This is a genomic window from Nocardia altamirensis NBRC 108246, from assembly GCF_001612685.1.
Classification (GTDB): Bacteria; Actinomycetota; Actinomycetes; order Mycobacteriales; family Mycobacteriaceae; genus Nocardia; species Nocardia altamirensis.
Genome location: NZ_BDAY01000070.1, coordinates 1 through 25,934 on the forward strand (window position 1 = coordinate 1; position 25,934 = coordinate 25,934).

General features: G+C 67.6%; 21 protein-coding genes. 11 read left to right on the forward strand and 10 right to left on the reverse strand.

From position 1 onward, the window contains the following. Window positions 1-53 precede the first annotated feature (53 nt). Together NA11_RS31585 and NA11_RS31590 are read right to left on the reverse strand one after the other, a co-directional pair. Complete coding sequence (locus NA11_RS31585) at window positions 54-1,313, reverse strand: KasA/KasB family beta-ketoacyl-ACP synthase (RefSeq protein WP_069165749.1); 1,260 nt, start codon at window positions 1,311-1,313, stop codon at window positions 54-56. Window positions 1,314-1,642: 329 nt separating this feature from the next. Then, entirely contained in the window at window positions 1,643-2,572 is a 930-nt protein-coding gene (locus tag NA11_RS31590) for a LysR family transcriptional regulator (protein WP_069165750.1), read from the reverse strand. Between the two features lie 130 nt (window positions 2,573-2,702). Here NA11_RS31590 and NA11_RS31595 point away from each other — a divergent pair, with 130 nt between their 5' ends. From NA11_RS31595 to NA11_RS31640, 10 genes are all read left to right on the forward strand, one after another. Beyond that, window positions 2,703-3,662 carry an EamA family transporter gene (locus NA11_RS31595; RefSeq protein ID WP_084655223.1) on the forward strand — a complete coding sequence of 320 codons (960 nt, stop codon included), beginning with the start codon at window positions 2,703-2,705 and terminating at the stop codon, window positions 3,660-3,662. Window positions 3,663-3,944: 282 nt separating this feature from the next. Further along, on the forward strand, window positions 3,945-5,720 hold the full coding sequence (locus NA11_RS31600; RefSeq protein WP_069165703.1) for a hydroxysqualene dehydroxylase: 1,776 nt from the start codon (window positions 3,945-3,947) through the stop codon (window positions 5,718-5,720). Between the two features lie 217 nt (window positions 5,721-5,937). Then, complete coding sequence (locus NA11_RS31605) at window positions 5,938-6,573, forward strand: pyridoxamine 5'-phosphate oxidase family protein (RefSeq protein ID WP_069165704.1); 636 nt, start codon at window positions 5,938-5,940, stop codon at window positions 6,571-6,573. Between the two features lie 135 nt (window positions 6,574-6,708). Continuing rightward, on the forward strand, window positions 6,709-7,947 hold the full coding sequence (locus NA11_RS31610; protein ID WP_069165705.1) for a MurT ligase domain-containing protein: 1,239 nt from the start codon (window positions 6,709-6,711) through the stop codon (window positions 7,945-7,947). Next, a complete protein-coding gene (locus NA11_RS31615; RefSeq protein ID WP_069165706.1) occupies window positions 7,944-8,654 on the forward strand; it encodes a type 1 glutamine amidotransferase in 711 nt (236 codons plus the stop codon). The genes NA11_RS31610 and NA11_RS31615 overlap by 4 nt, the downstream gene beginning before the upstream one ends. A gap of 183 nt (window positions 8,655-8,837) precedes the next feature. After that, window positions 8,838-9,524, forward strand: a complete 687-nt coding sequence (locus NA11_RS31620) for a DUF2637 domain-containing protein (protein ID WP_084655224.1) — start codon at window positions 8,838-8,840, stop codon at window positions 9,522-9,524. 57 nt (window positions 9,525-9,581) lie between these two features. After that, the gene (locus NA11_RS31625; RefSeq protein WP_069165708.1) at window positions 9,582-10,013 is read left to right on the forward strand and encodes a hypothetical protein; all 432 of its coding nucleotides are present in this window, start codon (window positions 9,582-9,584) and stop codon (window positions 10,011-10,013) included. Window positions 10,014-10,151: 138 nt separating this feature from the next. Next, the gene (locus tag NA11_RS31630; protein WP_084655225.1) at window positions 10,152-11,039 is read left to right on the forward strand and encodes an ABC transporter permease; all 888 of its coding nucleotides are present in this window, start codon (window positions 10,152-10,154) and stop codon (window positions 11,037-11,039) included. Beyond that, a complete protein-coding gene (locus tag NA11_RS31635) occupies window positions 11,036-12,094 on the forward strand; it encodes a taurine ABC transporter substrate-binding protein (RefSeq protein WP_069165709.1) in 1,059 nt (352 codons plus the stop codon). Before NA11_RS31630 ends, NA11_RS31635 begins: the two co-directional genes overlap by 4 nt. Next, window positions 12,091-12,891 (forward strand): ABC transporter ATP-binding protein, encoded by an 801-nt coding sequence (locus tag NA11_RS31640; protein WP_069165710.1) that lies wholly within the window; start codon window positions 12,091-12,093, stop codon window positions 12,889-12,891. The genes NA11_RS31635 and NA11_RS31640 overlap by 4 nt, the downstream gene beginning before the upstream one ends. Before the next feature lie 7 nt (window positions 12,892-12,898). Here NA11_RS31640 and NA11_RS31645 read toward each other — a convergent pair whose 3' ends face one another. The 8 genes from NA11_RS31645 to NA11_RS31680 form a co-directional block, all read right to left on the reverse strand. Next, on the reverse strand, window positions 12,899-13,273 hold the full coding sequence (locus NA11_RS31645; protein WP_069165711.1) for a type II toxin-antitoxin system VapC family toxin: 375 nt from the start codon (window positions 13,271-13,273) through the stop codon (window positions 12,899-12,901). After that, window positions 13,270-13,527 (reverse strand): type II toxin-antitoxin system Phd/YefM family antitoxin, encoded by a 258-nt coding sequence (locus NA11_RS31650; RefSeq protein ID WP_069165712.1) that lies wholly within the window; start codon window positions 13,525-13,527, stop codon window positions 13,270-13,272. The genes NA11_RS31645 and NA11_RS31650 overlap by 4 nt, the downstream gene beginning before the upstream one ends. Before the next feature lie 68 nt (window positions 13,528-13,595). Next, the gene (locus NA11_RS31655) at window positions 13,596-14,675 is read right to left on the reverse strand and encodes a zinc-binding metallopeptidase family protein (protein ID WP_069165713.1); all 1,080 of its coding nucleotides are present in this window, start codon (window positions 14,673-14,675) and stop codon (window positions 13,596-13,598) included. Between the two features lie 5 nt (window positions 14,676-14,680). Continuing rightward, on the reverse strand, window positions 14,681-15,592 hold the full coding sequence (locus tag NA11_RS31660) for a transglutaminase family protein (RefSeq protein ID WP_069165714.1): 912 nt from the start codon (window positions 15,590-15,592) through the stop codon (window positions 14,681-14,683). After that, the gene (locus NA11_RS31665; RefSeq protein WP_069165715.1) at window positions 15,589-18,648 is read right to left on the reverse strand and encodes a circularly permuted type 2 ATP-grasp protein; all 3,060 of its coding nucleotides are present in this window, start codon (window positions 18,646-18,648) and stop codon (window positions 15,589-15,591) included. Before NA11_RS31665 ends, NA11_RS31660 begins: the two co-directional genes overlap by 4 nt. Before the next feature lie 59 nt (window positions 18,649-18,707). Then, window positions 18,708-22,295, reverse strand: coding sequence for a transglutaminase family protein (locus NA11_RS31670; protein WP_069165716.1), 3,588 nt, complete (start codon window positions 22,293-22,295; stop codon window positions 18,708-18,710). A gap of 155 nt (window positions 22,296-22,450) precedes the next feature. Then, the gene (locus tag NA11_RS31675) at window positions 22,451-23,767 is read right to left on the reverse strand and encodes a class I SAM-dependent methyltransferase (RefSeq protein WP_069165717.1); all 1,317 of its coding nucleotides are present in this window, start codon (window positions 23,765-23,767) and stop codon (window positions 22,451-22,453) included. Continuing rightward, complete coding sequence (locus tag NA11_RS31680) at window positions 23,764-25,209, reverse strand: FAD-binding oxidoreductase (RefSeq protein WP_069165752.1); 1,446 nt, start codon at window positions 25,207-25,209, stop codon at window positions 23,764-23,766. The genes NA11_RS31675 and NA11_RS31680 overlap by 4 nt, the downstream gene beginning before the upstream one ends. Window positions 25,210-25,486: 277 nt before the next feature. Between NA11_RS31680 and NA11_RS31685 the strand changes: the two genes are divergently transcribed. Continuing rightward, window positions 25,487-25,921 carry an SRPBCC family protein gene (locus NA11_RS31685; protein ID WP_069165718.1) on the forward strand — a complete coding sequence of 145 codons (435 nt, stop codon included), beginning with the start codon at window positions 25,487-25,489 and terminating at the stop codon, window positions 25,919-25,921. Window positions 25,922-25,934 lie beyond the last annotated feature (13 nt).

Below are 25,934 nucleotides of genomic sequence, written 5' to 3' on the forward strand. Positions count from 1 at the left end.
AACAGTGCCAAACCTCTGTGATCCCACCGGATCAGCGGCTGTAGCCGTGCGGACTAGTACTTGCCGAAGAGGACCGCGGCGTTGTGTCCGCCGAATCCGTACGAGTTGTTCATGACGTAGTTGACGTCGGTGTATCGGGCTTTGCCGCTGACGATGTCGAGGTCGATCTCCGCGTCCTGGTTGTCGAGATTCAGGGTCGGCGGGATCACCCCGTCGCGCAGGCTCAGCACCGAGATCGCCGCCTCGAGCGCGCCGACCGCGCCGACCGAATGTCCGAGCGCCGACTTGGGCGCGTAGACGGCAGGATGCTTCCCGATCGCGGCGACGATGCCCTTGGCCTCGGCGATATCACCGAACGGTGTCCCCGTCGCGTGCGCGTTGACGTGATCGACCTCCGCACCCTCGACACCCGCGGTCTCCAATGCGCGCCGCATCGCGCGAGCATTGCCGCGCCCCTCCGGATCCGGCGCCACCAGGTGGTAGCCATCGGCGGTGAGGCCTGCGCCGAGCAACCGGGCCAGCGGCTTGGCCCCGCGGGCCAGCGCGTGCTCTTCGGATTCGAGCACGAGCAGCGCCGCGGACTCGCCGAAGACGAAACCGTCCCGGTCGCGATCGAACGGCCGCGAGGCCTTCTCCGGTTCGTCCACCCGCGCGCTCAGCGCACGCATGTTCGTAAAGCCGGACAGCGCAAGGGCATTGATGCGGCCCTCGACGCCGCCGGTCACGATGATGTCGGCCTCGCCGAGAATGATCGACCGCCAGGCATGCACCAGTGATTCGCAACCGGACGAGCACGCCGACACCGGCGTGACGACGCTCGCCCGCGCACCGAGCTCGAGCCCGAGCACCGCGGCTGGCCCGTTCGGCATCGCCATCGGAATCGCAAACGGCGAGACCTTGCGATACCCCTTGTCGCGCATGATGTCGTTCGAGTCGACGATGACCTCGGCGCCACCGACGCCGGTGCCGATGCAGATACCGAGCCGGTCGTTGTCAACGGTCGGGGCGCCGAGGGTGTCCCAGATGCGTTTGCCCATCACATAGGCCACCTGCTGGACATAGGACATGCGGCGCTTCTTGACTCGATCGAGTTCGGCGGTCGGGTCGGTTTTGAACTTCGCGCCGATGGTGATCGGCAGTTGATTGCTGTCGACTTCGGGATCATCGAGTGGCCGGACACCGCTCTCGCCCGCGAGCAAGCCTTTCCAGGTGGACTCCACATCGGCGCCGAGCGCGGAGGAGACCTCGACCGCAGTCACCACCACGCTGCGGAAACCTCCGTTGCGAGTGGAGAACTCGGTGATATCACGCATCTCTGTCGCGTGTCCTTTCATCTAGCTGTACCGCTGCAATGCCGCGAGACCGGCGTCGACCCCCGACGGTCGCGCACTGCCTCGGCAGCGGGCCTCGCTCCCGATCCGGGTTGGATGGCCTGTCCTGCAATCTATTTGGCGAGTCGGCGGTTGCGACATGTACGGAACTCTCACAGCGCACAGTCGTGCGTTGTGGGAATATGCCAACGACGCGAACGGGTTTGCCCCTTAAGCTGTGCACCTGACCCGCCTACCAGCATGTTCTCGACAAGCATCGGCGGCGACCCAGACACCTTCTGTCGGAACCCGACAATCGCCCGAAGGCGAAATCAGTTCTCGGGCCGCTCGGTAGGCCGCAGCAGCGACTCGGCGGCGACCTCCCGCGCGGCGTTGCGGAACGCGGTCAGCACGGCGCCGATGGCAGGCGAGCGCGCGGCGTGCGACCGAGTGGCCAGTTCGTAGATGCGGGCGGCGCGCACACCGGTGAGGGGCAGGCTGGACAGCGCCGGGTTGACCACCGAGTAGCGCGGCATCAGCGCGACCGCGTAGTTGGTCGCGACCATCGCCTCGATCAGCCGGAAATCGTTGAGACGCTGCGCTATTCGAGGCTGCACGCCGGTGACGGTCGCGATCGAGCGGAGCACGTCGTCGACCGGGAAGCCGCCGCGGACGCTGAGCCAGGTCTCGTCGGCCAGTTCAGCGGGGGCGATCGAGGTGCGGCCCGCGAAGCGATGGGTCGGGGCGACGACCACGTCGATGGGTTCGCGCATGAGCATCAGGCTGGTGCTGCGCGGGTCCGCGGTCGGCGGCGACCGTTCGTCGCGGTGGGTCAGCACCACGTCGTAGTCGGCGAGCAGCCGAGGCACCTCGCTCGGCGGCAGGTCGACGTCGCCCGCGAGGATGTCGACGCCGCTGTCGGCCATGGCGGGTAGCACCCTGGGCAGCAACAGGGCACCGCCGGACGGGAAGACCGCGACGCGCACGCGGCCGCGCGGCGAACCGCGATAGTGCGCCATCTCGATCATCGCCCGATCCATCGCGGCGAGCACCTCGTCGGCACGCACGACCAGGGCACGGCCCGCGTCCGTGAGCCGGATGCGACGGCCGTCGGGCTCGAGCAGTGCGACACCAGCCTCCTTGGCCAGCACCTTGAGCTGCTGCGAGACCGCGGACGGCGTCATCGACAGTGCGGCGGCGACCGCGGCGATGGTGCCGCGATCGGCGAACTCGCGCAACACCCGCAGCCGCTCGACCGACATCGGCGGGCCGATCGGCTGGTCAGCCACGACCGCGTCCGACAACGGAAGCGTCAATCATGAAGGAAATCTACAGTAATACTGCACATTAATTCGATTTTCCTGATGTTTCGCAGCCACCACGATTGAGGACGTGACCACTCGCGACCGCCTGCTCGGACTGACCGTCGTCCTGCTCTGGGGGCTGAACTTCCTCGCCCTCCGAGTCGGGCTCGACCACTTCCCGCCGTTCTTCTTCGCGGCGCTTCGCTTCGCGGTCATCGCACTCCCCGTACTGCTGTTCGTGCCGCGCCCGAAGGTCCGGTGGCGCTGGATCCTGCTGTACGGCACCGGTTTCGGCATCCTGCAATTCGCGTTCCTGTTCACCGCGATGCGGGTCGGCATGCCGACCGGGCTCGCGTCGCTGGTGCTGCAATCCTCCGCACCGTTCACCGTGCTGCTCGGCACGCTGTTCCTGCGCGAACGGATCCAGCGGTGGCAGCTGGCCGGTATCGCGGTCGCGATGTTCGGCATGGCGGTCATCGGCTGGGATCGGCTGGAACACGCCACCCTGCTTCCGGTGCTGCTCACGCTGGCGGCCGGATTCGGCTGGGCCCTCGGCAATATCGGCGTCAAGCAGGCGACGATCGAGTCCCCCGGGGTGAATACGCTGCACATGACGCTGTGGATCGCCGTCATACCGCCGCTGCCGATGTTCGCGCTGTCCGCCGCCACCGAGGGCCCGACCACCGGACTGCGTGCGCTCAGCGATTCCTTCTCCGGCAGCGGCTGGCCTGGCCTGGTGGCGCTTGCCTACACCGCGGCGCTGGCAACCTGCGTCGGCAGTGGGCTGTGGACCTACCTGATGAGCCGCTACCCGGCCGGGATCGTCGCGCCGCTGACGCTGCTCGTTCCGGTCGTCGGGATGACCGCCGCGTGGGCGTTTCTCAGCGAGACACCCACGCCCATGTCACTGGTCGGCGGCGTCATCGTGATCATCGGAGCCTTCGCCGCGACCTCGACCAAGCGCCCGCGGGTCATCGATCCGGTCTCCCCGGCACCCGAAGCGGAACAGGCCCCGCCCGAGCCCGTCAAACAGCTCGCCAACGCCTGACTCGGGCCCGCTGGTCGGCGAGACCGCGACGAAGCACCGTCGCGTCCCGCTGACCGTGGCGGCTTAGGGGCTGCGCCCGGTCGCGGAACGTGATATCTAGTTGCGAGCATGTTTTGTTGCCCGGTAATCCGTTGCGGCGCGATGGGTTCGCGTTGCGACGCGACGGAATCGCGCTCGGCCGAGCGGAAGTTCGGGTAGGGCGGGTACAGCTGGGTCGGCCTGCCGCTTTACAGTAGTGACAGCTTGTAACTAAGGGTCTCGAGGCAAGACACAGAGCGGCGCATGGCAAGAAATCGATGGACCGTATCGCGGAGAACAGCACTCCGGGGCACGGTCGCGGCGGGGGTCGCGGTAGCAGGGGGCCTCGTTGGTGGTGCGCTGAGCGCGACACCCGCCATGGCCGGACCGGAGGGTAGACGGGTCGCGGTGCTCGGCGGCGGTGTCGCGGGCTTGACCGCGGCGCACGAGCTGAGCGAACGCGGCTTCCAGGTCACGATTTTCGAGCGCCGCGCCTGGGGCGGTAAAGCGCGCAGCGTGCCGGTGCCTGGCACCGGTGCCGGCGGGCGCCCCGATTTGCCCGGCGAGCACGGTTTTCGCTTCTTCCCCGGCTTCTATCAGCACCTGCCCGACACCATGCGGCGAATTCCGTTCCCCGGCAATCCGAATGGCGTGTGGAACAACCTCATCGCGGTGCCGGAGGCGCGGTTCGCCCGGCGCGACGGCGACGACTTCCGCCTACCGGTCGGCCCACTCGCCCGAATGCCGTTCTCCCCGGACAGCTTCCGCGAGACGCTCGGCGCCGCACTGGCCACCTCGCTGAAGATGCCACCCAACGAGGGCATCTACTTCGCCGACCGCCTGCTCGTCTTCAACAGCAGCTGCGATGCCAGGCGTTACGGCCAGTGGGAGCACACCTCCTGGCACGACTACGTCGACGGCCACGCCCGCTCGCACGAATTCCGCGCGCTGCTCTCGCGCACGCTGACCAGCATCATGGTCGCGGCGAAGGAAGACGTCGCCAGCGTCCGCACCATCGGCACCATGGGCGAACAGTTCCTCGGCAACCCGGCCGAGGTCGGCAACGACGGCGCGCTGGACCGCGTGCTGAACGGGCCGACCAATGCCGTCTGGATCGAGCCGTGGCTGCAGCGGATGCGCGAGCTCGGCGTTCGCTTCGAGCTCGGCGCCGAGGTGCGCGGGCTCGACATGCGCGGCGGGCGGATCGCCGCGGCCAGGATCGTCGACCAGGGCGGCGCGGCGCGCACCGTCGAGGCCGACTACTTCGTGGTCGCCATGCCTGCCGAGCAGGCGCGGGCACTGTGGTCGGCCGATGTGCTCGCGGTGCGCCCCGAATTGGCCGCGATGAACCGGCTCTACTCCGACTGGATGAACGGCATCCAGTTCTATCTGCGCAGGCCTGCCGCCATCTCGCAGGGCCACACCGCCTATATCGATGCGCCGTGGGCACTCACCTCGATCACCCAAAACCAGCTGTGGACACGCAAACTCACCGAATTCGGCGACGGCAGCGTCCAAGACTGCCTCTCGGTCGACATCTCCGACTGGAACTCGCCGGGCCTGCTCTACGGCAAGCCTGCCAAGGAATGCACCCACGAGGAGATCGCCCGCGAGGTCTGGGCCCAGCTCACTGCCCATCTCAACGATCGCGGCGACGTGCTGCGCGATGCCGACCTGCACTCGTGGTTCCTCGACCCCGGCATCACCTGGCAGCCCGACCAACGCCGCAACGCCAACGCGGATCCACTGCTGATCAACACCGCAGGCTCGTGGGACTACCGCCCCGAGCCGCACGGCGCGCTCGAAAACCTGTTCCTAGCCGGTGATTACGTGCGCACGAACATCGACCTCGCCACCATGGAGGGCGCGAACGAGTCCGCACGCGCCGCGGTGAACGCGCTGCTCGAGGTGGCCGGCTCGAATGCCGAACGCTGCCAGCTGTTCACCCTCTACCGCGCGGCCGAGTTGGAGCCGCTGCGCCGCATCGACGCGGATCGCTACGCCGCACGCCAACCCAACATGTTCGACGTACCGGTCTGAGGTGCTGGACGGCGAAAACCTCTGCGGTGCAAGCCCCAGCGTTACACGACCGCCTCACCCAACCACCACGGAGCGAGTCTTACGAGCGACCCGTTCGCGGCCGTCTCGCGTCTCAGCGGTCGAAGCGCATGCGCCGCAGGCGCGAGTCTCGACCGCTGAGACGCGAGACTAAGGGGCCGCGAACCACGCCGCGGCCACGCGGCCAATAATGCAGGGTATGGGCGAGAGTACCGACACGATCACCGATCCGGCCGAACTGCGGGCACTGCTCGGTGAGGTGGGATCTCGCGCCGCCAGCAAGGAGCGCGTCACGCTGCACCCGAGGGATCGCGACTGGATCGCCGCGTCCCCGTTCCTCGTGATGAGCACCAGCGACGCCGACGGCAACTGCGACGCGTCACCGAAGGGCGACCCGGCAGGCTTCGTGCGGGTGCTCGACGACCGGACCGTCGCGATCCCGGAACGCCCAGGCAACCGCCGGGCCGACGGCTACCTCAACATCCTCGCCAATCCCCATGTCGGCCTGCTGTTCGTCATCCCTGGCCGCAGCCAGACCTTGCGGATCAACGGCCGTGCCCGGCTCGTGCGCGACGCACCGTACTTCGATGACATGGTGGTGCGCGGCCATCGCCCGATCCTCGCGGTCGAGGTCGACATCGACCAGATCTTCTTCCACTGCGCCAAGGCTTTCCTGCGCAGCCACCTGTGGCAGCCGGACGAGTGGCCCGCCGACAACCTCCCGAGCTGGGCCCGCCTGGTCAAGGAGGTCCAGACGGACACCACCGAAACCCTGGAGGAACTCGAACGCCACTACGCCCCCGCGAACTACAACGCGAAGCTTTATCAGGGCTGAGCCATCCAGCGGATCGGCCCCGACCAGGTGCGCAGCCGACGGGAGATACCGGCTCGATACCGCAAGACCTGGCGAGTGGGCTACGCCACTGGACCGGACCGCGCTCGTCGTCGGCCGCGAACATAGACTCGCGGCGTGGCAGACATTTCGGTGCGTGGGCGAATCGCGCTGCGGGCCGCGGCGGCAGCGTCGTGGGCCTCGCAAAAAGCGGGACGCGGCAAGGGATCGATGATCGGCGGGCTCATCGCGCTGCAGATCGACAAGACGATCATGAAGCAGCTCGGCCGCGGCCGCCGCACGGTGCTGATCACCGGCACCAACGGCAAATCCACCACCACCAGGATGACCACCGCGGCGCTCAGCACGCTCGGCGCGGTCGCCACGCAGGCCGACGGCGCCAACATGGACGCGGGCATCGTGGCCGCGCTCAGCGCGCATCGCGGCGCGCCGCTCGCCGCGATCGAGGTGGACGAGCTGCACCTGCCGCACGTCACCGACGCGCTCGACCCGGCGGCGGTGGTGCTGCTGAACCTGAGCCGCGACCAGCTGGACCGGGTCGGCGAGATCAACATGATCGAGCGCAGGTTGCGCGCGGGCCTGGCAAAGCACCCGAACACCGTGGTGATCGCCAACTGCGACGACGTGCTGGTCACCTCGATCGCCTACGACCACCCGAATGTGGTGTGGGTGGCCGCGGGCAGCGGCTGGTCGATGGATGCGACCAGTTGCCCGCGCAGTGGCGAGCCGATCGTGTGGGAGGGCAGTCACTGGCGCAGCACCGGCGCGGATTTCGCACGGCCGGAACCGAATTGGTGGCTCGACGGGGACGATCTCGTCGGTCCTGAAGGACTGCGTCTTCCGCTGACACTTGCGCTGCCAGGCCGCGCCAACCGCGGCAACGCCGCGCAGGCGGTGGCCGCAGCCGTCGCACTCGGCGCCGAACCCGCACAGTCCGCCACCGCGGTGGGCACTGTGCGCGAGATCGCGGGCCGCTACCGCACGGTGCAGGTCGGCGAGCACGCCGCCAGGCTGCTGCTCGCGAAGAACCCGGCGGGCTGGCAGGAAGCGCTGTCGATGATCGAACCCGGCTCGGCCGGGCTGGTCATCGCGGTGAACGGGCAGGTGCCCGACGGCGAGGACCTGTCCTGGCTCTGGGACGTGCGGTTCGAGCATTTCGAAGGCGTCCAGGTGGTCGCCGCCGGCGAGCGGGCCACCGATCTCGCCGTCCGCCTCACCTATGCGGGCGTCGAGCACACCACGGTGCCGAATCCGTTGCGCGCCATCGCCTCCTGCCCGGCCGGGCATGTCGAGGTGCTGGCCAACTACACCGCGTTCCGCGATCTCAACCGCGACCTGGAGGAGCGGACGGCATGACCGAATCGACTGTGCGCATCGGGCTGGTGCTGCCCGATGTGATGGGCACCTACGGCGACGGCGGCAACGCACTCGTGCTGCGGCAGCGGCTGCGGCTGCGCGGCCATGCCGCCGAGATCATCGAAATCACCCTGGCCGACCCGGTTCCCGATTCACTGGACATCTACACCCTTGGCGGCGCCGAGGATTCGGCGCAGCGGCTGGCGACCAGGCACCTGCAGCGCTACCCTGGCCTGCAGCAGGCTGCGGCCAAAGGCGCACCGGTGCTTGCCATCTGCGCCGCCATCCAGGTGCTCGGCCAGTGGTACGAGACGTCGTCGGGTGAGCGCGTCGACGGCGTCGGCATGATCGACGTCACCACCTCGCCGCAGCAACAGCGCGCGATCGGCGAGGTCACCACAACGCCGCTGCTGCCAGGCCTCACGGCCGCGCTGACCGGATTCGAAAACCACCGTGGCGGAACCAAACTCGGCGGCGAGGCGACCGGGCTCGCGCGGGTCACCCGCGGGGTCGGCAACGGCGTCGGCGACGGACTCGAAGGCGTAGTACAGGGTTCGGTGCTCGGCACCTACATGCACGGCCCCGCGCTGGCACGCAATCCCGAACTCGCCGATCTGCTGTTGGCACGGGCACTCGGCGTTTCGGAACTGGCTCCGCTGTCCATGCCCGAAGTCGAGCAATTGCGCCGCGAACGATTGCGCGCGTAGTTACCCGACAGCGCACGATGTGCGGTGCGTGCGAAACCGCGCACCGCTACTCGCACTATTGCATTGTTTGTCGTGCGTAACTAGGTCCGCACTGGACAGCGACACCGCCACGTCTGCGGACAGAACGCGACTCGACCGGCTCGCTCCGTGGTGCGGAGCAATTTGCACGCTACGCTCCCCGCTATGACGACGATCACGCCGGGATTGCCTGCCGAATCATTCGAGCAGCCGATACCGCCACGCCGTCCACCGGCCTGGACGCGCTGGCGCAGCATCCTACGTCCCAGGCCGCTATATCTGTCGTTGATAGTTTCCGCCGTTGTTGCGCTCAAAGCGTTCGAGATGTCTTTTGTCGCCCTGCATCACCTAGCGGTGCGCAATCTGGTCGAGGCCGACCTGGCGGCGAATGTGCCGATCGCTATCGACGGCTTGGTGGTCGGCGCCATCGTTGCCACCGCGTCATTTCCGAAACGCAGCGCGGGCTGGTGGTATGCAACAGGGCTTTTCGTCGTTTCGACGCTGGTTTCCGTGGCCGGAAATATCGAGTACGCGCGCGAGATCGGCGGCGGGCCAGTGTCCTTGATCATCTATGCAGGCATGCCGCTCACGTTGCTTTTCGCGGTGCACCTGACGCTGATCCTGCTGGCGCGCAGCACCGCTGAGCGCCGGGCGGCCTTGCAGGCGGACGTGGCCGTGGTCGCCGTACCGGAAGTTCCGGAGATGGTGACATCGCCGCAGCTCAACGGCCATGACCTGGTCAAGCCGACGCCGGTGGCCGCGCCCGCTGCCGCCGGACCGAACACACCGATGCGCTTCAACAGTTTGGACGGCGCGAACGGCCACAAACTGGTTCCACTCAAACACCGATAGGCAGGCGTTCTTCAGGCATAACCCTCACCCACCCTCGACTACTTCGTTGGAGAAACCATGTCTCTCACTGTCTGGCAAGACCAGGACGTAGATCAGTTCCGTGAAGTAGCGAGCAGGCTAGCGTCGGTGATCCAGACAAGTGTCGACCGGTCCGGAGCACTGAGCCAGCTCACCGACTCGGTGGAAAGTGGGGACGCGTTCACCGACCTGCTGATCGAATTCGCCGGGCGTTGGTTCCACGAGACCGGCGGGCAATCGGTGTTGATCGGTCCGGAATTGTTCTGGCTGCTGTCGGAACCGAACCTGCGCAAAGGCATTGCCAGCTCGCTGCGCGGGCCGGAAACCGCGCCGGATCTCGAGTACTCGGTGAGCAGGCGTAGCCGAAAACTCCTGCTGATCTGTGTTTTCGAGACATTGGCGCAGAATCAGTGGCTGGCAGGAAACATCGGCGAGCATGTCGTGAACGGATCCGTCAACGGCATCGGCTGAGCCGCATCGCCGCACGCGGCGAATTATGTTCACGGCGTTCTTAACTCTCCCCTCGAGCCGGTGACCACCGATAGCGTCGAGTGTTGCCGTTTGTGAGGAGAGTGCCGTGTCCGACGTGGGCCCTGCGCGGAGCGCTACATGACCGCGATCACCACGCCGGGCACGCAGCAGGTCGGTGCCGAGGCGCCCGTCGCCGCACCGCGGCGCACCAGGACATACCGCCGCGTGCTCGGCCCGGCACTGACCCGCCTTGCGGCGCTGGCGCTCGTCCTCGGTTCCTGGGCGGCGATCACCGCCGCAGGCCTGGTCGATCCGCTGTATCTGCCGTCACCGCACGCGGTGTGGGACGCGTTCGTGCGGGCCAACACCCGGCATCAGCTCGCGGCGGGCGTTGATCGCACGGTGATCGGCGAGCAGAACTACTTCCTGTGGGAGCACCTGGTCGCCAGCCTGCAGCGGATCGCCGCCGGTGTCGGCGCCGCGATCGTGGTCGGCCCGCTGGTCGGCTTCGTGATGGGCATGCTCACGCCGGTGCGGCTGATCACCGAGCCCATCCTGAACTTCCTGCGTTCGCTGCCGCCGCTCGGCTACATCGGTCTGCTGATCGTCTGGTTCGGCATCGGCGACCTGTCGAAGATCTGGCTGCTGTTCCTCGCCGCGTTCCCGCCGATCGCCGTTGCCACGCTGAGTGGCGTCACCGGGGTGAAGCAGGACTATCTGAACGCCGCGCGTTCGCTGGGCGCCGGTCGGGTGCAGGTCATTTCGCGGGTGGTGTTGCCTGCCACGCTGCCCGAGGTGATCGGCGGCATCCGGATCGCCACCGCCTTCGCATGGACAACGGTGGTCGCTGCCGAACTCAACAACGGCATTCCCGGCATCGGCGGCCTCGCCTATATCGCTGGCACTCAGCTGAATACGCCGCTGACCATCGCCTGCATCATCGTGATCGGCTGCGCCGCACTCGTGCTCGATTCGGTCATCAAATTTCTTGGCGCCAAAGCAGTTCCGTGGAAAGGCAAGGTATGAAATCCGCAGTCCGTCGAGTGGTCACGGCCGGTCTGGCACTGGCGGCCATTGTCGCCACCGCCGGGTGCGTGGAATCCGGACGCGGCGACACCGGGTCCGCGGCCGCGGCATGCCCCTTCGCCGCGGATCCCAGCGTCACCACGCAGGCGCGCATCGGCTATCAGGCCATCCCCAATGCCGATCTCCTGGTGAAGGACCGCGGCCTGCTCGCCGCCTGCCTGCCGAACGCGAAAGTCGAATGGAGCCAGTTCTCCTCGGGCGCGGATGTGGTGCAGGCCTTCGGCGCAGGCAGCCTCGATATCGGCACCATGGGGTCGAGTCCGGCGACCAAGGCGCTCTCGGCGCCGCTGAACCTGCCGGTGCGGGTGCTCTGGATCCACGATGTCATCGGCGCCTCGGAATCGCTGGTGGCCAAAGACAAGTCGATCAACTCGATCGACGGGCTTCGCGGTAAGCGAGTCGCGACACCGTTCGGCAGCACCGCGCACTACAGCCTGCTCGCGGCGCTCGGCCGGGCGGGGATCGCCGGCGATGTCCAGTTGATCAACATGAAGCCCGACGCAATTCCCGGCGCATGGAACGGCGGCCAGATCGACGCCGCTTGGGTGTGGGATCCGACGCTGTCGAAACTCCGTGAGGCGGGCGGGCACATCGTCACCTCGAGCGCGGACACCGCGGCCGCAGGCGCGCCCACCTTCGATCTGGCGGTCGCGAGCACCAAGTTCCTCGACCAGAACGCGCGGTTCGCGGTGGTCTGGGCCAAGGTGCAGGACTACGCGGTGCGCCAGCTGCGGACCAAGCCCGAGGACGCGGCGGTCTCGCTCGGCGCGCAACTCGGCATCGAGCCCAAGCTGGTCGGCCCGCAGCTGGCCGGATACACCTACCTGGACGCCACCGAACAAGCCGACGCGAAGTATCTCGGCGGCGGCTTCGGCGGCGATCTGCGCAAGACCGCGGAATTCCTGGTGAGCCAGGGCGGCATCGACGCGGTCGGCACCGAACCCACCTATCGCACCGGCATTTACGCCGAGGCGGCCAAGGGGGCAACCGCGTGACCGCGGTCGTCGACGAGCGCGTCCGGCACCGGGTCACCCTCACCGGGGTCAGCCTGAGCTACCCGGGCGACGACGGCCCAACCCAGGTGCTCGCCCCGACCGACCTGACCATCGAGCCCGGCGAATTCGTCTGCGTCGTCGGACCTTCCGGCTGCGGCAAGTCGACCTTGCTGAACATCCTGGCCGGGTTCCTCGCGCCGACCGAAGGCACGGTGCACGTCGGCGGCGATCCGGTCACCGGCCCAGACCCCGACCGCGGCGTCGTCTTCCAGCAGCCGACGCTGTACCCGTGGCTCTCGGTCCGGCGCAACGTCGAATTCGGCCCGAAAGTCCGTGGGGTGGTGCGCAATCGGCGCACCGCCGAGGCCGCACGCATGCTGGCGCTCGTCGGCCTCGACCATCTCGCCGACCGCCGCCCCTACGAACTGTCCGGCGGCCAGCAGCAACGCGCTCAAATAGCCCGCGTCCTGGTCAACGACCCGCAGATCATCCTGATGGACGAGCCTTTCGGCGCGCTGGACGCCCTGACCAGGGAAAAGCTCCAGGGCGAGCTGCTCACGCTGTGGCGCGACCGCCGCAAGACCGTCCTCTTCGTCACGCACAGCATCGATGAGGCGCTGCTTCTCGGCACCCGAGTTCTCGTCATGGGCACCCGCCCCGGCCGCATCATCTACGACAAGCCGACCCGCTTCAAGGCTGGCCTTGCTGACCCGTCGTTCTCGAATCTCCGTGCCCAGCCCGGCTTTTCCACCATGCGCGACGAGGTCTCGGCCAACATCTACGCCGCACACGCCTGACGCGGCCTCACGCCACGAGCACCGACACCTCGTACTGCCTGCACCAGCTGTCGCGAGTGACGAGCGTCAGATCTTCACATTGCGCCTGTGCCACCAGCATTCGATCGAACGGATCCCGATGGATCGGTGGCAGCCGACCGGCCACGACGGCATGGTCGAGGCCGATCGGCAGGTCGATGAACCCGCCCTTGGTGAGGTAGTCCGCGAGCCCGACCGGCCCGGCGAGCTTGCCGAGGGCCTGCTTGATGGCGACCTCCCAGATCGTTGCCGCGCTCACGCAGATGTCCGGGTCGTGTGTGATCCGTTCCTTCAGCTCATCGGAGAGGGCGGGATCATCGGTCAGCCACCACAGCACCACGTGCGTGTCGAGCAACAACCTCACGGCGCCATGCCGAAGTCGGCGGCGATCTGGGCATTGGTCTCGTCGGAGTCCCAGTCCGGGGCGAGCACGAGTCGGCCGCGCAGTGACCCGCGCCCGACCCGATTCACGTCCCGAGTCAGCGGAACCACCTTGGCGACCGGGTGCCCGGCGCGGCTGATGATGATCTCCTCGCCGCGCTCGACGCGCTCGATGATGCGCGACAGATTCGTCTTCGCCTCATGGATATTGAACTGCTCGGCACCCGCGCTTGACATGACGACCTCCTTAGCTAAGAGGTTAGCCCACTCAGCCGTCGCGCGCTAGCCACCACGGCCCGCCCGGCTCAGCGGGCGGCGGCGGCGCAGAGTTCGTGGGTGAGCCGCATCTTCTCGAGGACGCGGTCGGGCAGGACGAAGGGATAGAGGTCGGGGTGGCCCATCGAGCGGTTGACCATGTTCAGCGACCACGCCAGCGGCAGCCAGAGGTCGATGATCTTGTCGAAGCCCGCGCGGCCGACCTGGGGCCGGTCGAGGCTGGCCCCGGCCGGCGCGATGCCGAAAGCCGCTGCGGTGTCGAGAGTGTCCCGGATGTGCAGGTAGTGGGCAAAGGTCTCGGCCCAGTCCTCGGCGGGGTGCATGGTGGCGTAGGAGGAGACGAACTCCGACTCCCAACCGGACGGAGCGCCTTCGGAATAGTGCCGGTCGATCGCGGCCTGGTAGTCGGCGGACGGATCGCCGAACAACTCGCGGAACCGGCGCTGCGCCTCGGCGTCGGCGACCAGGATCATGTAGTAGTAGTGCCCGATTTCGTGGCGGAAATGACCGAGCAGGGTGCGGTAGGGCTCGTCCATTTCGATCCGGAGTTGTTCCCGGTGCGGGTCGTTGGCCTCGGCGAGGTCGAGGGTGATCACGCCGTTCTTGTGGCCGGTGATCACCCGATCGGCGCCGCTGGACAGCAGGTCGAAGGCGAGGCCGCGGTCCGGATCCTGGTCGCGGGCCACGATGGGCAGGCCGAGTTCGGTGAGCTCCGCGATCAGCCTGCGCTTGGCCGCCTCTGCGTCGGCGAACGCGGAGAGTCCAGCGGGGTCGAGGTCGTTGGGCCTGGTCCTGGTGAGGCGGCAGGACGCGCACAGCAGGCGCTTGCGCTGCTCGGCGTCGGGCGCATCACCAGTGCCCGCCGCGCCACTGTCCGGCACCTCGACCAGCCAATTACATTGCGCCACATGAAGGTTGTCGCACAACCGAAAACGCTTGGCGTCCACGACGCCTGCCATCGGATCGACCGAGTCGGCGCCGCGCGGAACGCCGATCACCACCAGTGCCAGGTCGGCGAGGCTGAATCCCAGTGGGCTGGAACAGGACAGACACACCGAGTTCTCGAAGGCCAATTGCTGGCCGCAGTTGGGACAGGCGAAATCGCGCACGCGAGTTAAACCTCCACCGGAGAGACATCGACCGAGACGGTAATTGTGCTCTCCTTGGCGTCGGTGTAGATGATGCCGCGCAAGGGCGGCACATCCGCATAGTCGCGACCCCAGGCGACTGTGACGTAGCGCTCGTCGCCGAATTGGTCGTTGGTGGGGTCGAAGTCGATCCAGCGACCGGTCCGATCCTGGTCGGTGCCCGGCACCCACACCGCGGACCAGGCGTGGGTGGCGTCGGCGCCGACCATGCGCTCCCGGCCCGGCGGCGGATCGGTGGCCAGGTAGCCGGACACGTAGCGCCCGGCGAGACCGTGGGATCGCAAGCAGGCCACGCCGATTCGCGCGAAATCCTGGCAGACGCCGGTGCGGGCCGCGAACACATCGGCGACCTTGGTCGAGACAGTCGTCGAGCCGGACTTGTAGGTGAAGTCGGCGTGGATGCGGTGGTTGAGTTCGGTCACCGCCTCGAGCAGTGGCCTACCGGGGGTGAACGATTCGGCCGCGTACGCACCGACCTCGGGGGTGATCTCCGGTGGCCGCAGGTCCAGTGCGAACTCCACGGCGAGCGGGCCGTTCGCGCCGGTGGGCCGCGCGATCTCCCACGGAAGCAGCTCGGGTCCGGACCCGCTCAGGTCGGGGCGATCGACCTCGACCAGCGATTCGCCGGTGACCACCAGGGTGCGATGTTCGGCGGTGACGTGGAAGTACGACGTGGTGTTGCCGTACACGTCCGAGCCGATCGACTGATCCGACGGCACCGGGTCGATCGAGATGTCGTGCGAAAGCAGCCGCTGCCCAGGGAATTCGCGCGGCGTCAGATAGGCGCGGCCGTACGAGCTGGTGACCTCGTCGGAGTAGCAGTAGGTGGTGCGATGGGCCACGCGATAGCGCCGGGCCGAACCGTTGCGGCCGATCATCCAACGATCCTCGTGCTACCCCACAGCGGCTGGAAGCCCGCGGGCAGCGACAGTTTCGAGGTCTCGAACGATTCGGACAGCTTGCGCAGCCGCAGGTCCACGCCCTCGAGCAGCTCGGCCAGTTCGGTACGCCGACCGTCCTCGTCGACGACCTCCAGATCGTCGGGGTCGACCCGGCGCAACATCCGTTGCGCGTCGGCCAGCAAGCGTTGCGGGCGTGACGATCCCGACGCGCCCGGCAGTGCCTGCAGGTCGGCGTCGAGGCGATCCAGTTGATAGGCGAGCGAGCGCGGGTTGCCGGTATCGAAGAGCAGCAGACTGGCGACCGCGGCGATCCGGACCGAATCCCGGTGCCGCCGACGGTAACTCACCTGCGACTCGGTGGCGCGCAGCACCGATTCGGTGACCACTCGCTCCGTCTCCTCCGGATAGGTCTCGGTCAGTGCCGACGACATCAACGCGGTCAACGCCAACCCCCGCTCGATCCGTTTGCCGATATCCATGACGTACCAACCGGAGTCGCGCACCAGCGATTCGGCACCGATGCCGGACAGCGACAGCAGTGCCGCCAGGGTGAGCGAATGCACCGCGGACAGCGCGGTCTCTTGGTCGCCGCCGGTGAACCGGTACTCGGCAAGCGCGCGATCGACGGCGCTCAGGATCATCCAGGTGTCGGCGGAGAGTTGGTCGCGCACCGCACGCGCCGCGTTCTCGTACCGATCGATCGCGAAGGCCAGCGAACCGGGCAGGTCGCGGTCGATCGTCAACGCCACCAGGTAGTCATGGCCCTCGCGGGAGGCGCCCGCCACCGGCGCCTTGCCGACCGGAGGGACCTCCGGCGCGTCCGTCATCTCGGCGGCGTCGGCTGCGGCAGCAATGGCCCGATCGAGCACTCCCTGCCCTGTCGTCGCGGTCATGTCACCGGCTATACCCTGGTCGGCGTCGGCCAACCTCGGTTCGCCCGCCGAGTCGGATGCGGCGTCCGCAGGACTCGTCGATGAGCCGCTCGGCTCGTCGGCTGGAGGGTTCGCCGAGTTCGCTTGCGCCGCAGGTATGCCCGGCATGGACTGCGACATCGAGCCCATCGTCTGAGTCATCGAGCCCGTGGTCTGAGTCATCGAGCCCGTGGTCTGAGTCATCGACCCCATCGTCTGCGACTGCGCGGCGACCGCCGCCGACTCCGCACCGGTCGGCGAATCCTGTTCAGCCTCAGTATCTTCGGCCGCGTCGGCGCCGAAAACCACCGAGTCGGGCGGAACAGTCGCCGTCGCGCGCCCGAGCGCAGCCATCAGCACCGGCACCGCCTCGGCGCCCTCCAACCACGGCCGGTAGCGATAGTCCCGATACTGGTCGTGGGTCGCGATGAGCAGCCGTGCCGCCGCCTCGGCCCGTTCGCTGTAGCGACCCATCCAGAACAGATCGTTGAGCACGCGAGGCGAGCTGATGGCCTCCACGATCGGCAGATGCCTGCGTTCACGTTCCTCGTGCGCAGGCTCGGTGGCGATCGCGGGCGCGGGACTCGGCGCCGCGCGGACCCAAATGTCTTTGGCGGCAACCCTGATCACCGAGTTGTCCGGCGATATCCGCTGGTGCAGTTGGCCGAGCCCGCCCGCCATCGCGGTATAGCCGCTGCGCCGCGCCATGGAGAACAGCCGCATGCCGACCGGCGCAGGCGTCAACCCGCCGTACCCCTCGACCGCGGGCGCGACCGAGAACTGCGCGGGTTCCTGGCCGACCCACTGCCAGCCGCGCTGCTCGATCCTGGCCCGCAGGTCGGCGCGCTGGCGGATCGACAATTCCGGGCCGAAGATGGTGGAGCCGTCGACCGAGGACCGAATGATCAACCGGTGCAGGTTCTTGGTGAGATGCGCGCGCTCCTTGTCGTCGCCGCCCCAATAGGTCGGCGCGCTTTCCAGCAGCAGATCCTCGCCGAGCAGCGCCCTGGTGATGCGCGGAAGGAACCCGGGCAACGCCGGATTCTCCAGCAGCCCACTGCCCAACGTGTTCACCACGGTCACCGCGCCCCTGCGCAACACCTCGACCAGTCCGACGACGCCGAGCCGGGAGTCCGGCCGCAGATCCAGCGGATCGGAGAACTCGGCGTCCACCCGGCGCAGCACCACGTCCACCCGGCGCAGCGTGCCGAGCGAACGCATCCACAGCGCGCCGTCCCGCACCACCAGGTCGGCGCTCTCCACCAACGGAAAGCCGAGCATGGACGCAAGATTGGCCTGATCGAACGCGGTCTCCGAATGCACGCCAGGGCTCAACACGACAACGACCGGGTCGTCGGCGTCCGCGTCTTGTGCCGACTCGATCAACATCAACCGCATCGCCCTGGCGAACGGGGTCAGCGGACGCGGGTTGGAATGCTCGAACGCCTCCGGGATCGCCGTGGACACCACCCGACGGTCGGCCAGCGCGTACCCGGCGCCGGACGGCGCCTGCGCCCAATCGGCGGTGACGCGGAACTGACCGTCGCTCCACCGGCTGATATCGCACGCGTGCAGGAAGAGCTGATGCCGTCCCGGCACCGTAATCCCATGCGCGGCACGGACATAGCCGCTACTGCCGAAGATCAGCTCCGGTGGCAGCAGTCCGTTGGTGAGCGTGCGCCGCGGACCGTAGACATCGGTGAGCACCTCGTCGAGCACCCGTGAGCGTTGTACCAGACCCGCCTCGAGCCGGGTCCAGTCGTCCGCGGAGATCAGCAGCGGGATCGGATCGAGCCGCCATGGCGTCGTCACCGCCTGCTCGGCGCCGGTGAGCTCGGTGTAGGTGATGCCGTCGTCGTCGATCAGCCTGCGCACCCGGTTGTCCAGCCGACCGAGACCGGTGGTGCCGAGCTCGACGAAATCGGCGGACAATTCCGTCCACATGCGACGCACCTTGCCGCCAGCGTCGACGAGTTCGTCGTAGTACCCGTCGGTCGGCTTACCGCATTCGTCGTAGGGCGCGATCTGGCCGCCGGTGCTTCGATAGCGCGCGAACTGCGCCGCCACCTGCTGGCGCAGGTCTTGGCTCGGATCCGTCCTTCGCACCGCGTCCTCGCGCATGGTCACAACGCGTCCCCTCGAAACCTCACAGCGCCGACCTCACTTCCGCTGCAGACGTGCTAACGGTCGCTGACCAATCCCCAGACGGTCCGCGCTCTGCGCAGATCGAGGATGCCCTGCACACCGCCGTCCGTGGATTGTGCTGCCATTTTCGCACGTAGCTCCCCCAGGTCCACGCGCGCCGTGGTGTGCCCTGCCGCTTCGAAGCGCCGGTTGCGCCGCGATTGCGCGACCACCGCGTTGACCGGCGGCTCCGCGTAGGCCATGCCACCAGGGTGCGCAACGTGGTAGGTACAGCCGCCGCGGGACAACCCGGTTTCGGTGTCGATCAGGTCGAAGACGAGCGGCACGTCGACGGTGATCGAGGGGTGCAGCGCGTTCGGCGGCTGCCACGCCCGATAGCGCACGCCTGCCACCTGCACGCCTGCCTTGTCGGTGGCCAGCAGCGGGACCGGCATGCCGTTGCACGTCAGCACCTGCCTGTCGCGATCCGCGCCGACCAGCCGCACCTGTAGCCGCTCCACCGACGAGTCGACATACCGCGCGGTGCCTGCCGCGACGGTTTGCTCGCCGAGCGTGTGCCACGGTTCGATGGCGCCACGCAGCTCCAGCTCGACATCGCCGAGCAGCACCGTGCCGATGCGCGGAAACCGGAACTCGGTGAACGGATCCAGCCAGCTGACCTCGAAATCGACGCCGTGGTCGCGCAGATCGGCGGCGACCTCGGCGATGTCGGCGAGCACGAAATGCGGGAGCAGATACCGCCCGTGCAGATTCGCACCGTGCCGGATCAGCTTCGCCCGCAACGGTTCCGACCAGAACCGGGCGACCAGGCCGCGCACGAGCAGCGACTGCACCATCGCCATCTGGAAATGCGGCGGCATCTCGAATCCGCGCAACTCCACCAATCCGAGCCTGCCCCTTGCGGTTTCGGGGCTGTAGAGCTTATCGATGCAGAACTCGGCGCGGTGCGTGTTGCCGGTGAGGTCGGTCAGCAGGTGGCGCAGCGCACGATCGACCAGCCACGGCGCGTGACCCGCCTGCGCACCGAGCCTGGCGATCTCGGCGAACGCGATCTCCAGCTCGTACAGCGCTTCTTCGCGTCCCTCGTCCACCCGGGGCGCCTGCGAGGTCGGGCCGACGAACCGCCCGGCGAACAGGTACGACAGCGACGGATGCCGTTGCCAGTAGGTCAGCATCGACACCAGCAGATCCGGGCGGCGCAGCAGCGGCGAGCGCGCGGGCGTCGCACCGCCGAGCGTGATGTGGTTGCCACCGCCGGTGCCGCTGTGCGTGCCGTCGACATCGAACGATTCGGTGCTCAACCTGGCCAGCCGCGCCTGCTCGTACAGCGTCGACAGCAACTCGGCTTGATCGGCGAACGAGACGGTCGGCTGCACGTTGACCTCGATCACCCCAGGGTCCGGGGTCACCGAGAAGGTCCGCAGCCTGGCATCGACCGGTGGCGCGTAACCCTCGAGCACCACCGGGCTCCCCACCGCCACCGCGGCGGCTTCGACGCGGCGCACCAGGTCGAGGAAAGCGTCGAGTTCCTCGACGGGCGGCAGGAATACGTGCAGTCTGCCGTTACGCACCTCGGCGACCAGCGCGGTCGTCGGCTCCCAGTCGGCGGGTGCGACCACGGCGGGCGGCTCGGCTCGGTGCACCGTCAACGGCTCGGCGATCAGCGGATCGCTGTCCGGGCGGCGGCGCGGAGTACGCCAGGACACGGAATCGAGCGGCAGCCGCAACCCGGCCGGAGAATCCCCCTCGGTCAAGACAATTCGGCCGCCCGGCTGATCCGCCGATGCGCCGCGCCGCATCCGCCAGTCCGAACTTGCCCAGCCGGAACCGTCGTCGCGGCGAAACAGCGAAAGCACATAAGCGGTTGGTTCGCTGACCTCGGTGTCGAGCCGGGTCAGCAGTTCCTTGCGCGCCTGCGCGGAGTCGAGCCCCGGCTCGAGATCGTCCTCCGGGTCGACCGGATCACCCACTGGGGCACGGACTTTCCCGGCAAGGCGGAGCAGCGGATCCTCATACACCGGGCGGACCTGCTCGTCCGGCAGGTCGAGGCTCGCCGCCACATGCGCGATCACGGCTCGGGCCGAGTCGGGTTCGGCGACCTGCGCCCGCCGCGGCGCCGCGGCAAGCCGTGCGCCGCCATCCACCGGCGCGGCCGCCTGACTGGCAGGCTCCGGCGACAACGTGGCTCGGGTCGGCGCATTGTTCGGCACCGATCCCTGGTCCGGCGCTGTCGCCCCGTTTTCCCCAGTTGTTGTGGCACTTGCTCGTTGCGGCTCGGGAGCAAGCCCGGTAGCGACAGGCTCCTGACCCGGCGGTGTATTCCGTTCGGCCGCCGCATATCCGAGCGGCGTCCACGGGTCGGCGAGCAGCTCCTGATGTGTCCACACCGGTTCCCCGTCGGCGCGCCACGCCACGGCGATCTCCCAGCGCGGCAACGGTTCTCCCGGATACCACTTGCCCTGCCGGTACTGCACCAGCCCGGTCGGCGCATAGATCCGCCGCAGCCGATCCACGAGATCTACCGCGCGCTCCCGCTTGTGCGTGCCGTCGGCCTCGGTGGTCCACTCCGGCGCGGTCTGATCGTCGATCGACACGAAGGTCGGTTCGCCGCCGACGGTCAGCCCCACCTCGTCGGCCGCCATCCTGGCGTCGACCGCGGCGCCTGCCGCGGTGATCCGCTCCCACTGGGAAGTGGTGTAGGGCAACGTAACCCGCGGGTCCTCGTGGAACCGTCGCACGGTGTTGGAGAAATCCATGGTCGCGCCGGTCGGCCCGGTCGCACCGGTGATCGGCGCGGAGGACACCGGATGCGGCGTCGCCGCCAACGGAATATGCCCCTCCCCCGCGAACAGACCGGACGTCGGATCCAACCCGACCCACCCTGCGCCGGGCAGATACACCTCGGTCCACGCGTGCAGATCGGTGAAGTCGGCCTGCGGTCCCGACGGACCGTCCAGCGACGGCACATCCTGGGCGAGTTGCACCAGATACCCCGACACGAAGCGTGCGGCCAGCCCCAACTCGCGCAGGATCGACACCAACAGCCACGCCGAGTCCCGGCACGACCCGAGCGCCTCACGCAACGTGTGATCAGGCGACTGCACCCCGGGCGCCAGCCGAATCGTGTATCCGACGTCGTGCCGCAACGCCTGATTGACGGTGACCAGATAGTCGATGGTGCGTGGGTTGCCGACCGCCTGATGTGCACGCACCCACGCCCGCACCAGCTCTCCCGGCCCCGAGCCGGGCCCCGATTCGTCCACCGGACGCAGATACGGCTCCAGATCCGCGAGCAATTCCGCGCTGTACCGGAACGGATAGTGCTCAGCAGCGTCCTCGACGAAGAAGTCGAACGGGTTGATCACCTCGAGGTCGGCGACCAACCCGACGGTGATCGACAACTCCCGCGCGGGCGACGGAAACACCAGCCGCGCAAGGAAATTCCCGAACGCATCCTGCTGCCAATTACAGAAGTGCTCGGCAGGCGTCACCCGCATCGAGTACGCCTCGATCTTGGTCCGCGAATGCGGCGCAGGGCGCAGCCGCACCACATGCGGATGTATCTCCACCAACCGATCGAAGGTGTACAGCGTCCGGTGCTCGAGCGACACCTTGATGCCCATCCCTCCATTAGACAGCATCCTTGAGCTGCCCGAACGGTTTGCGGCCCGCCCGCGACCCTGGCCGCCATTACTGAGGCGGTGAGGGCGGTGGCAAACCGAAAGCGTCCCGTGATCGGGTTCGATCACGGGACGCTTCGGCGAGAAGGGCGATTTTGTTAGGGCTGCCACCATGGGCGCAGGGGGACGGTCCAGTCGCCGTCGGAGGGGAGTTTGACACCGAGGACCTGGTGGAGCTGAATGACGTTGCGCTGGAAGCCGAGTCGGCAACCTGCCATGTAGAGGCCCCACACCTTGGCGGTGCCCTCGCCGACCTCGGCGACGCAGGCATCCCAGTTCTCCACCAGGTTCTTGCACCACTCGTGCAGGGTGAGGGCGTAGTGCTCGCGCAGGTTTTCTTCGTGCAGCACTTCGAGTCCGACGTTCTGGATCTCGGAGATGATCCGGCCGGAACCGATCAACTCGCCGTCCGGGAACACGTAGCGGTCGATGAAGTCACCGGCCTTGGTGGTCCTGGTGTTGTCGGGCCTGGTGATGCAGTGATTCAGGAACAGGCCGCCGTCGCGCAACTTGCTCTGGATGTACTCGAAGTAGAACGGGTAGTTGTGCACACCGATGTGCTCGGTCAACCCGATCGAGGACACCGCATCGAAGTTGCTCTCCGGGATATCCCGGTAATCGGAGTGCCTGACCTCGGCGAACTCGGACAGCCCCTGCTCGGCGATCTTCTGCTGCGCCCACTCCGCCTGCTCGGCCGACAACGTCGCACCGATCACCTTGACGCCGCGCTTGGCCGCGTAGCGGACCATGCCGCCCCAGCCGCAGCCGATATCGAGCAGCCGGTCGCCTTCCTTCAGCCGCAGCTTCTCGAAGACGAGCCGGTACTTGTTCTCCTGCGCCTGCTCCAGCGTCCAGTCCTCGTCGCCGTAACACGCACAGGTGTAGGCCATCGACGGCCCGAGTACGTACTCGTAGAAGGTGTTCGAGACGTCGTAGTGATGGTGGATCGCCTCGGCGTCGCGAGTCTTGGAGTGCCGCAGGCCTTCCAGCGCGATCCGGCGCCACCGCGGCAGCGTCTCCTGCGGCGGCGGCGCGATCGGCTTGAGCCGCTCCCATCCGAGCGAACGCGCGATGGTGACCAGCGCCAACGCGGACGGGCGACGGAACTTCAGGCTCTCCATCGCCTTCAAGATGTCGTACGGGTCGCCGGGGTGGACGCCGGTGGCGGTCATGTCGCCCGCGATGTACGCCCTGGCCATGCCGAGATCGCCGGGTGCTGTCGCCAGGTAGTTGATGCCGCGTGGCGTCTTGATGTCCAGCGCGTACTTCGAGTCCTCGGGCCCCGTCGAGCTGCCGTCGTAGGCGGTCAGCCGGATCGGCACCTCACCATCGACGAGTGTCTCGAAAATCTCGGCAATGCTGAGTTTGGTCCCGAGATCAGCTAAGACATCGGAACGGTCCTTGAATGTCGTCATTTGCGTTGCACCGCCTTCGAATACAAATCCAGCAGCCGCTGGTCTGGGTCGTAGCGTTTCTTCAGTTCGGTGTAGGTATTGCCGCCGTACAGCGCCGCGAACTCATCTTTGTCGTAATAGGAATCCGAGTACAGCGACTTATGACCGTCGAAGTCGGTCACCGTGCGTTCGATCGCACGGTTGGCCGCTCCTTCCTGCTGCCCCGGCGTCGTGGGGACGGCCGACCAGAAACCGACGTTGACGTACGTGCGGTTGGGCTCGAGGGGGTACAGCGGCCAGGTGCGCTCGGTCGATGCGGTCGCGGGCGCGCCGGTCTCGCGCAACCGCAGCGGGCACAGCCAGAGCGGCTCGATCGGGATCTCGCGCAGGAACCATTCGACGAAGTCGGCGGTGCGTTCCACCGGCACCTCGATGTCCTGCACAACCCGTTCCCGCGGCGGGTTGCCCTTGCGGGCCTCCAGCTTGTCGGCGATGTCGTACTTGTGGTCGAGCGCGATCAGCTTCCAGTAGAAGCTGCTGCGCCGGTAGCGTTTCGGCCAGAACCGGCGGATCTTCGGGTTCTGCGTGCCGAAGGCGCGCGAGCACCAGAACCAGTCGGTGTCCCAGCGCCACAGGTAGTCGAGGATGGTCAGCCGATCGCGCTTGGGCTGCGCCGCATCGTGCTGGATGGACCGGTAGAAGACGTCCATGCCGGTGTAGTCGCTGACCGGGCCCGGCTCGTCGGTCTGCCGTCCGAGGGTCAGGTAGCTCTCGTCGGCGGTGAACACCACACCGTCGAGGTAATCCACCTGCTCACCGTCGTACGACCGCTCGGTGACGATGGCGGCGAGCGTCCGCTCCAGCTCGCGCAGGTCGTGGAAGCGCACATGCCGCAGTGCGACGTACGGCTGCACCGTCTCCAGCTCGATCTTCAACCGCACCGAATAGCCCAGGGTCCCGTAGGAATTCGGGAAACCGCGGAACAGGTCGGCGTGCTCGTTGTCCGGCGTCGCGGTGAGGATCTCGCCTGCCCCGGTCAGGATGTCCATCTCCAGCACCGATTCGTGCGGCAGACCGCTGCGGAACGACGTCGATTCGATGCCGAGTCCGGTGACCGCGCCGCCGAGCGTGATCGTCTTGAGCTGCGGCACCACCAGCGGCGCAAGCCCGTAGGGCAGCGTTGCGGCGACGAGGTCCTCATAGGTGGTCATCCCGGCCACGTCGGCGGTCTTGGCCACCGGGTCCACCGCGATCACCTTGGCCAGCCCCGACACGTCGAGGCCGGGAGCGGGATTCTTGGCCCGCGCCCGGAACAGATTGGAGGTCTTCTTCGCCAGCCGCACCGTGGCGTCTCCGGGAATGGCGCGATAACTCGCCAAGAGGCGTTCCACTCCGGCCCGATGCGCGGGAAATCCGGATTCGTGTGCGACCGATGCGTGTCCGGCCTTCCCCAACAGACTCACTGCCACCCCTCGACGCTAGTACGCACCCCAGTGTGAGACCACCGTGAGGGCACCGTGTGGGGAGAAATGTCACGCATATGTTGCGAAGTGGAATACCGGCGCCGTCGGAGAAGTTCGCCACACGTTTCGACCAGTATGGGCCTGGGGGCGGCCACAGGGCAGGATAGACACCGATCGAGTCGAAGCACTTGCGAGAACGAAGGCTCGAGGCCATCGGAGTGTTCGCGAGAAGCGAAGGCTAGAGGCCACACAACGTACCCGGGACAAGGAGCTCATTGTGGGACAGGTCAGCGCCAGTAGTTCGATCGCCGTTGCGGCGGATCCGCAGCGCACCCTCGAGGCCATCGCGGACTACGAGGCGGTGCGGCCGCGGATTCTGTCGTCGCACTACCGCGACTACAAGGTCGTCGAAGGCGGCAAAGGCGCGGGCACCGTGGCCGAATGGACGCTGCAGGCCACCGAGAAGCGGTCGCGCAACGTGCACGCGGTCGTGACGGTGTCCGATTCGATTGTCACCGAGCGGGATTCGAATTCCACCCTGGTGAACACCTGGTCCGTCACCCCGGACGGCGCAGGCGCGCAGGTCACGCTGCGCACCACCTGGAAGGGCGCAGGCGGCGTCGCGGGCATCTTCGAGGGCATCTTCGCGCCGCTCGGGCTGAAGAAGATCCAGGCCGAGGTGCTCGGTAATCTGCAGCGCGAACTCGCCTGACGCACAGACAAAG

Excerpts from the sequence above, each read along its gene's own strand:
- NA11_RS31585 (WP_069165749.1), bottom strand. The coding sequence starts at position 1,313 with ATGCGTGATATCACCGAGTTCTCCACTCGCAACGGAGGTTTCCGCAGC.
- NA11_RS31590 (WP_069165750.1), bottom strand. The coding sequence starts at position 2,572 with ATGTCGGTCGAGCGGCTGCGGGTGTTGCGCGAGTTCGCCGATCGCGGC.
- NA11_RS31600 (WP_069165703.1), top strand. The coding sequence starts at position 3,945 with ATGGCAAGAAATCGATGGACCGTATCGCGGAGAACAGCACTCCGGGGC.
- NA11_RS31605 (WP_069165704.1), top strand. The coding sequence starts at position 5,938 with ATGGGCGAGAGTACCGACACGATCACCGATCCGGCCGAACTGCGGGCA.
- NA11_RS31615 (WP_069165706.1), top strand. The coding sequence starts at position 7,944 with ATGACCGAATCGACTGTGCGCATCGGGCTGGTGCTGCCCGATGTGATG.
- NA11_RS31620 (WP_084655224.1), top strand. The coding sequence starts at position 8,838 with ATGACGACGATCACGCCGGGATTGCCTGCCGAATCATTCGAGCAGCCG.
- NA11_RS31625 (WP_069165708.1), top strand. The coding sequence starts at position 9,582 with ATGTCTCTCACTGTCTGGCAAGACCAGGACGTAGATCAGTTCCGTGAA.
- NA11_RS31630 (WP_084655225.1), top strand. The coding sequence starts at position 10,152 with ATGACCGCGATCACCACGCCGGGCACGCAGCAGGTCGGTGCCGAGGCG.
- NA11_RS31635 (WP_069165709.1), top strand. The coding sequence starts at position 11,036 with ATGAAATCCGCAGTCCGTCGAGTGGTCACGGCCGGTCTGGCACTGGCG.
- NA11_RS31650 (WP_069165712.1), bottom strand. The coding sequence starts at position 13,527 with ATGTCAAGCGCGGGTGCCGAGCAGTTCAATATCCATGAGGCGAAGACG.
- NA11_RS31660 (WP_069165714.1), bottom strand. The coding sequence starts at position 15,592 with ATGATCGGCCGCAACGGTTCGGCCCGGCGCTATCGCGTGGCCCATCGC.
- NA11_RS31665 (WP_069165715.1), bottom strand. The coding sequence starts at position 18,648 with ATGCGCGAGGACGCGGTGCGAAGGACGGATCCGAGCCAAGACCTGCGC.
- NA11_RS31670 (WP_069165716.1), bottom strand. The coding sequence starts at position 22,295 with ATGGGCATCAAGGTGTCGCTCGAGCACCGGACGCTGTACACCTTCGAT.
- NA11_RS31675 (WP_069165717.1), bottom strand. The coding sequence starts at position 23,767 with ATGACGACATTCAAGGACCGTTCCGATGTCTTAGCTGATCTCGGGACC.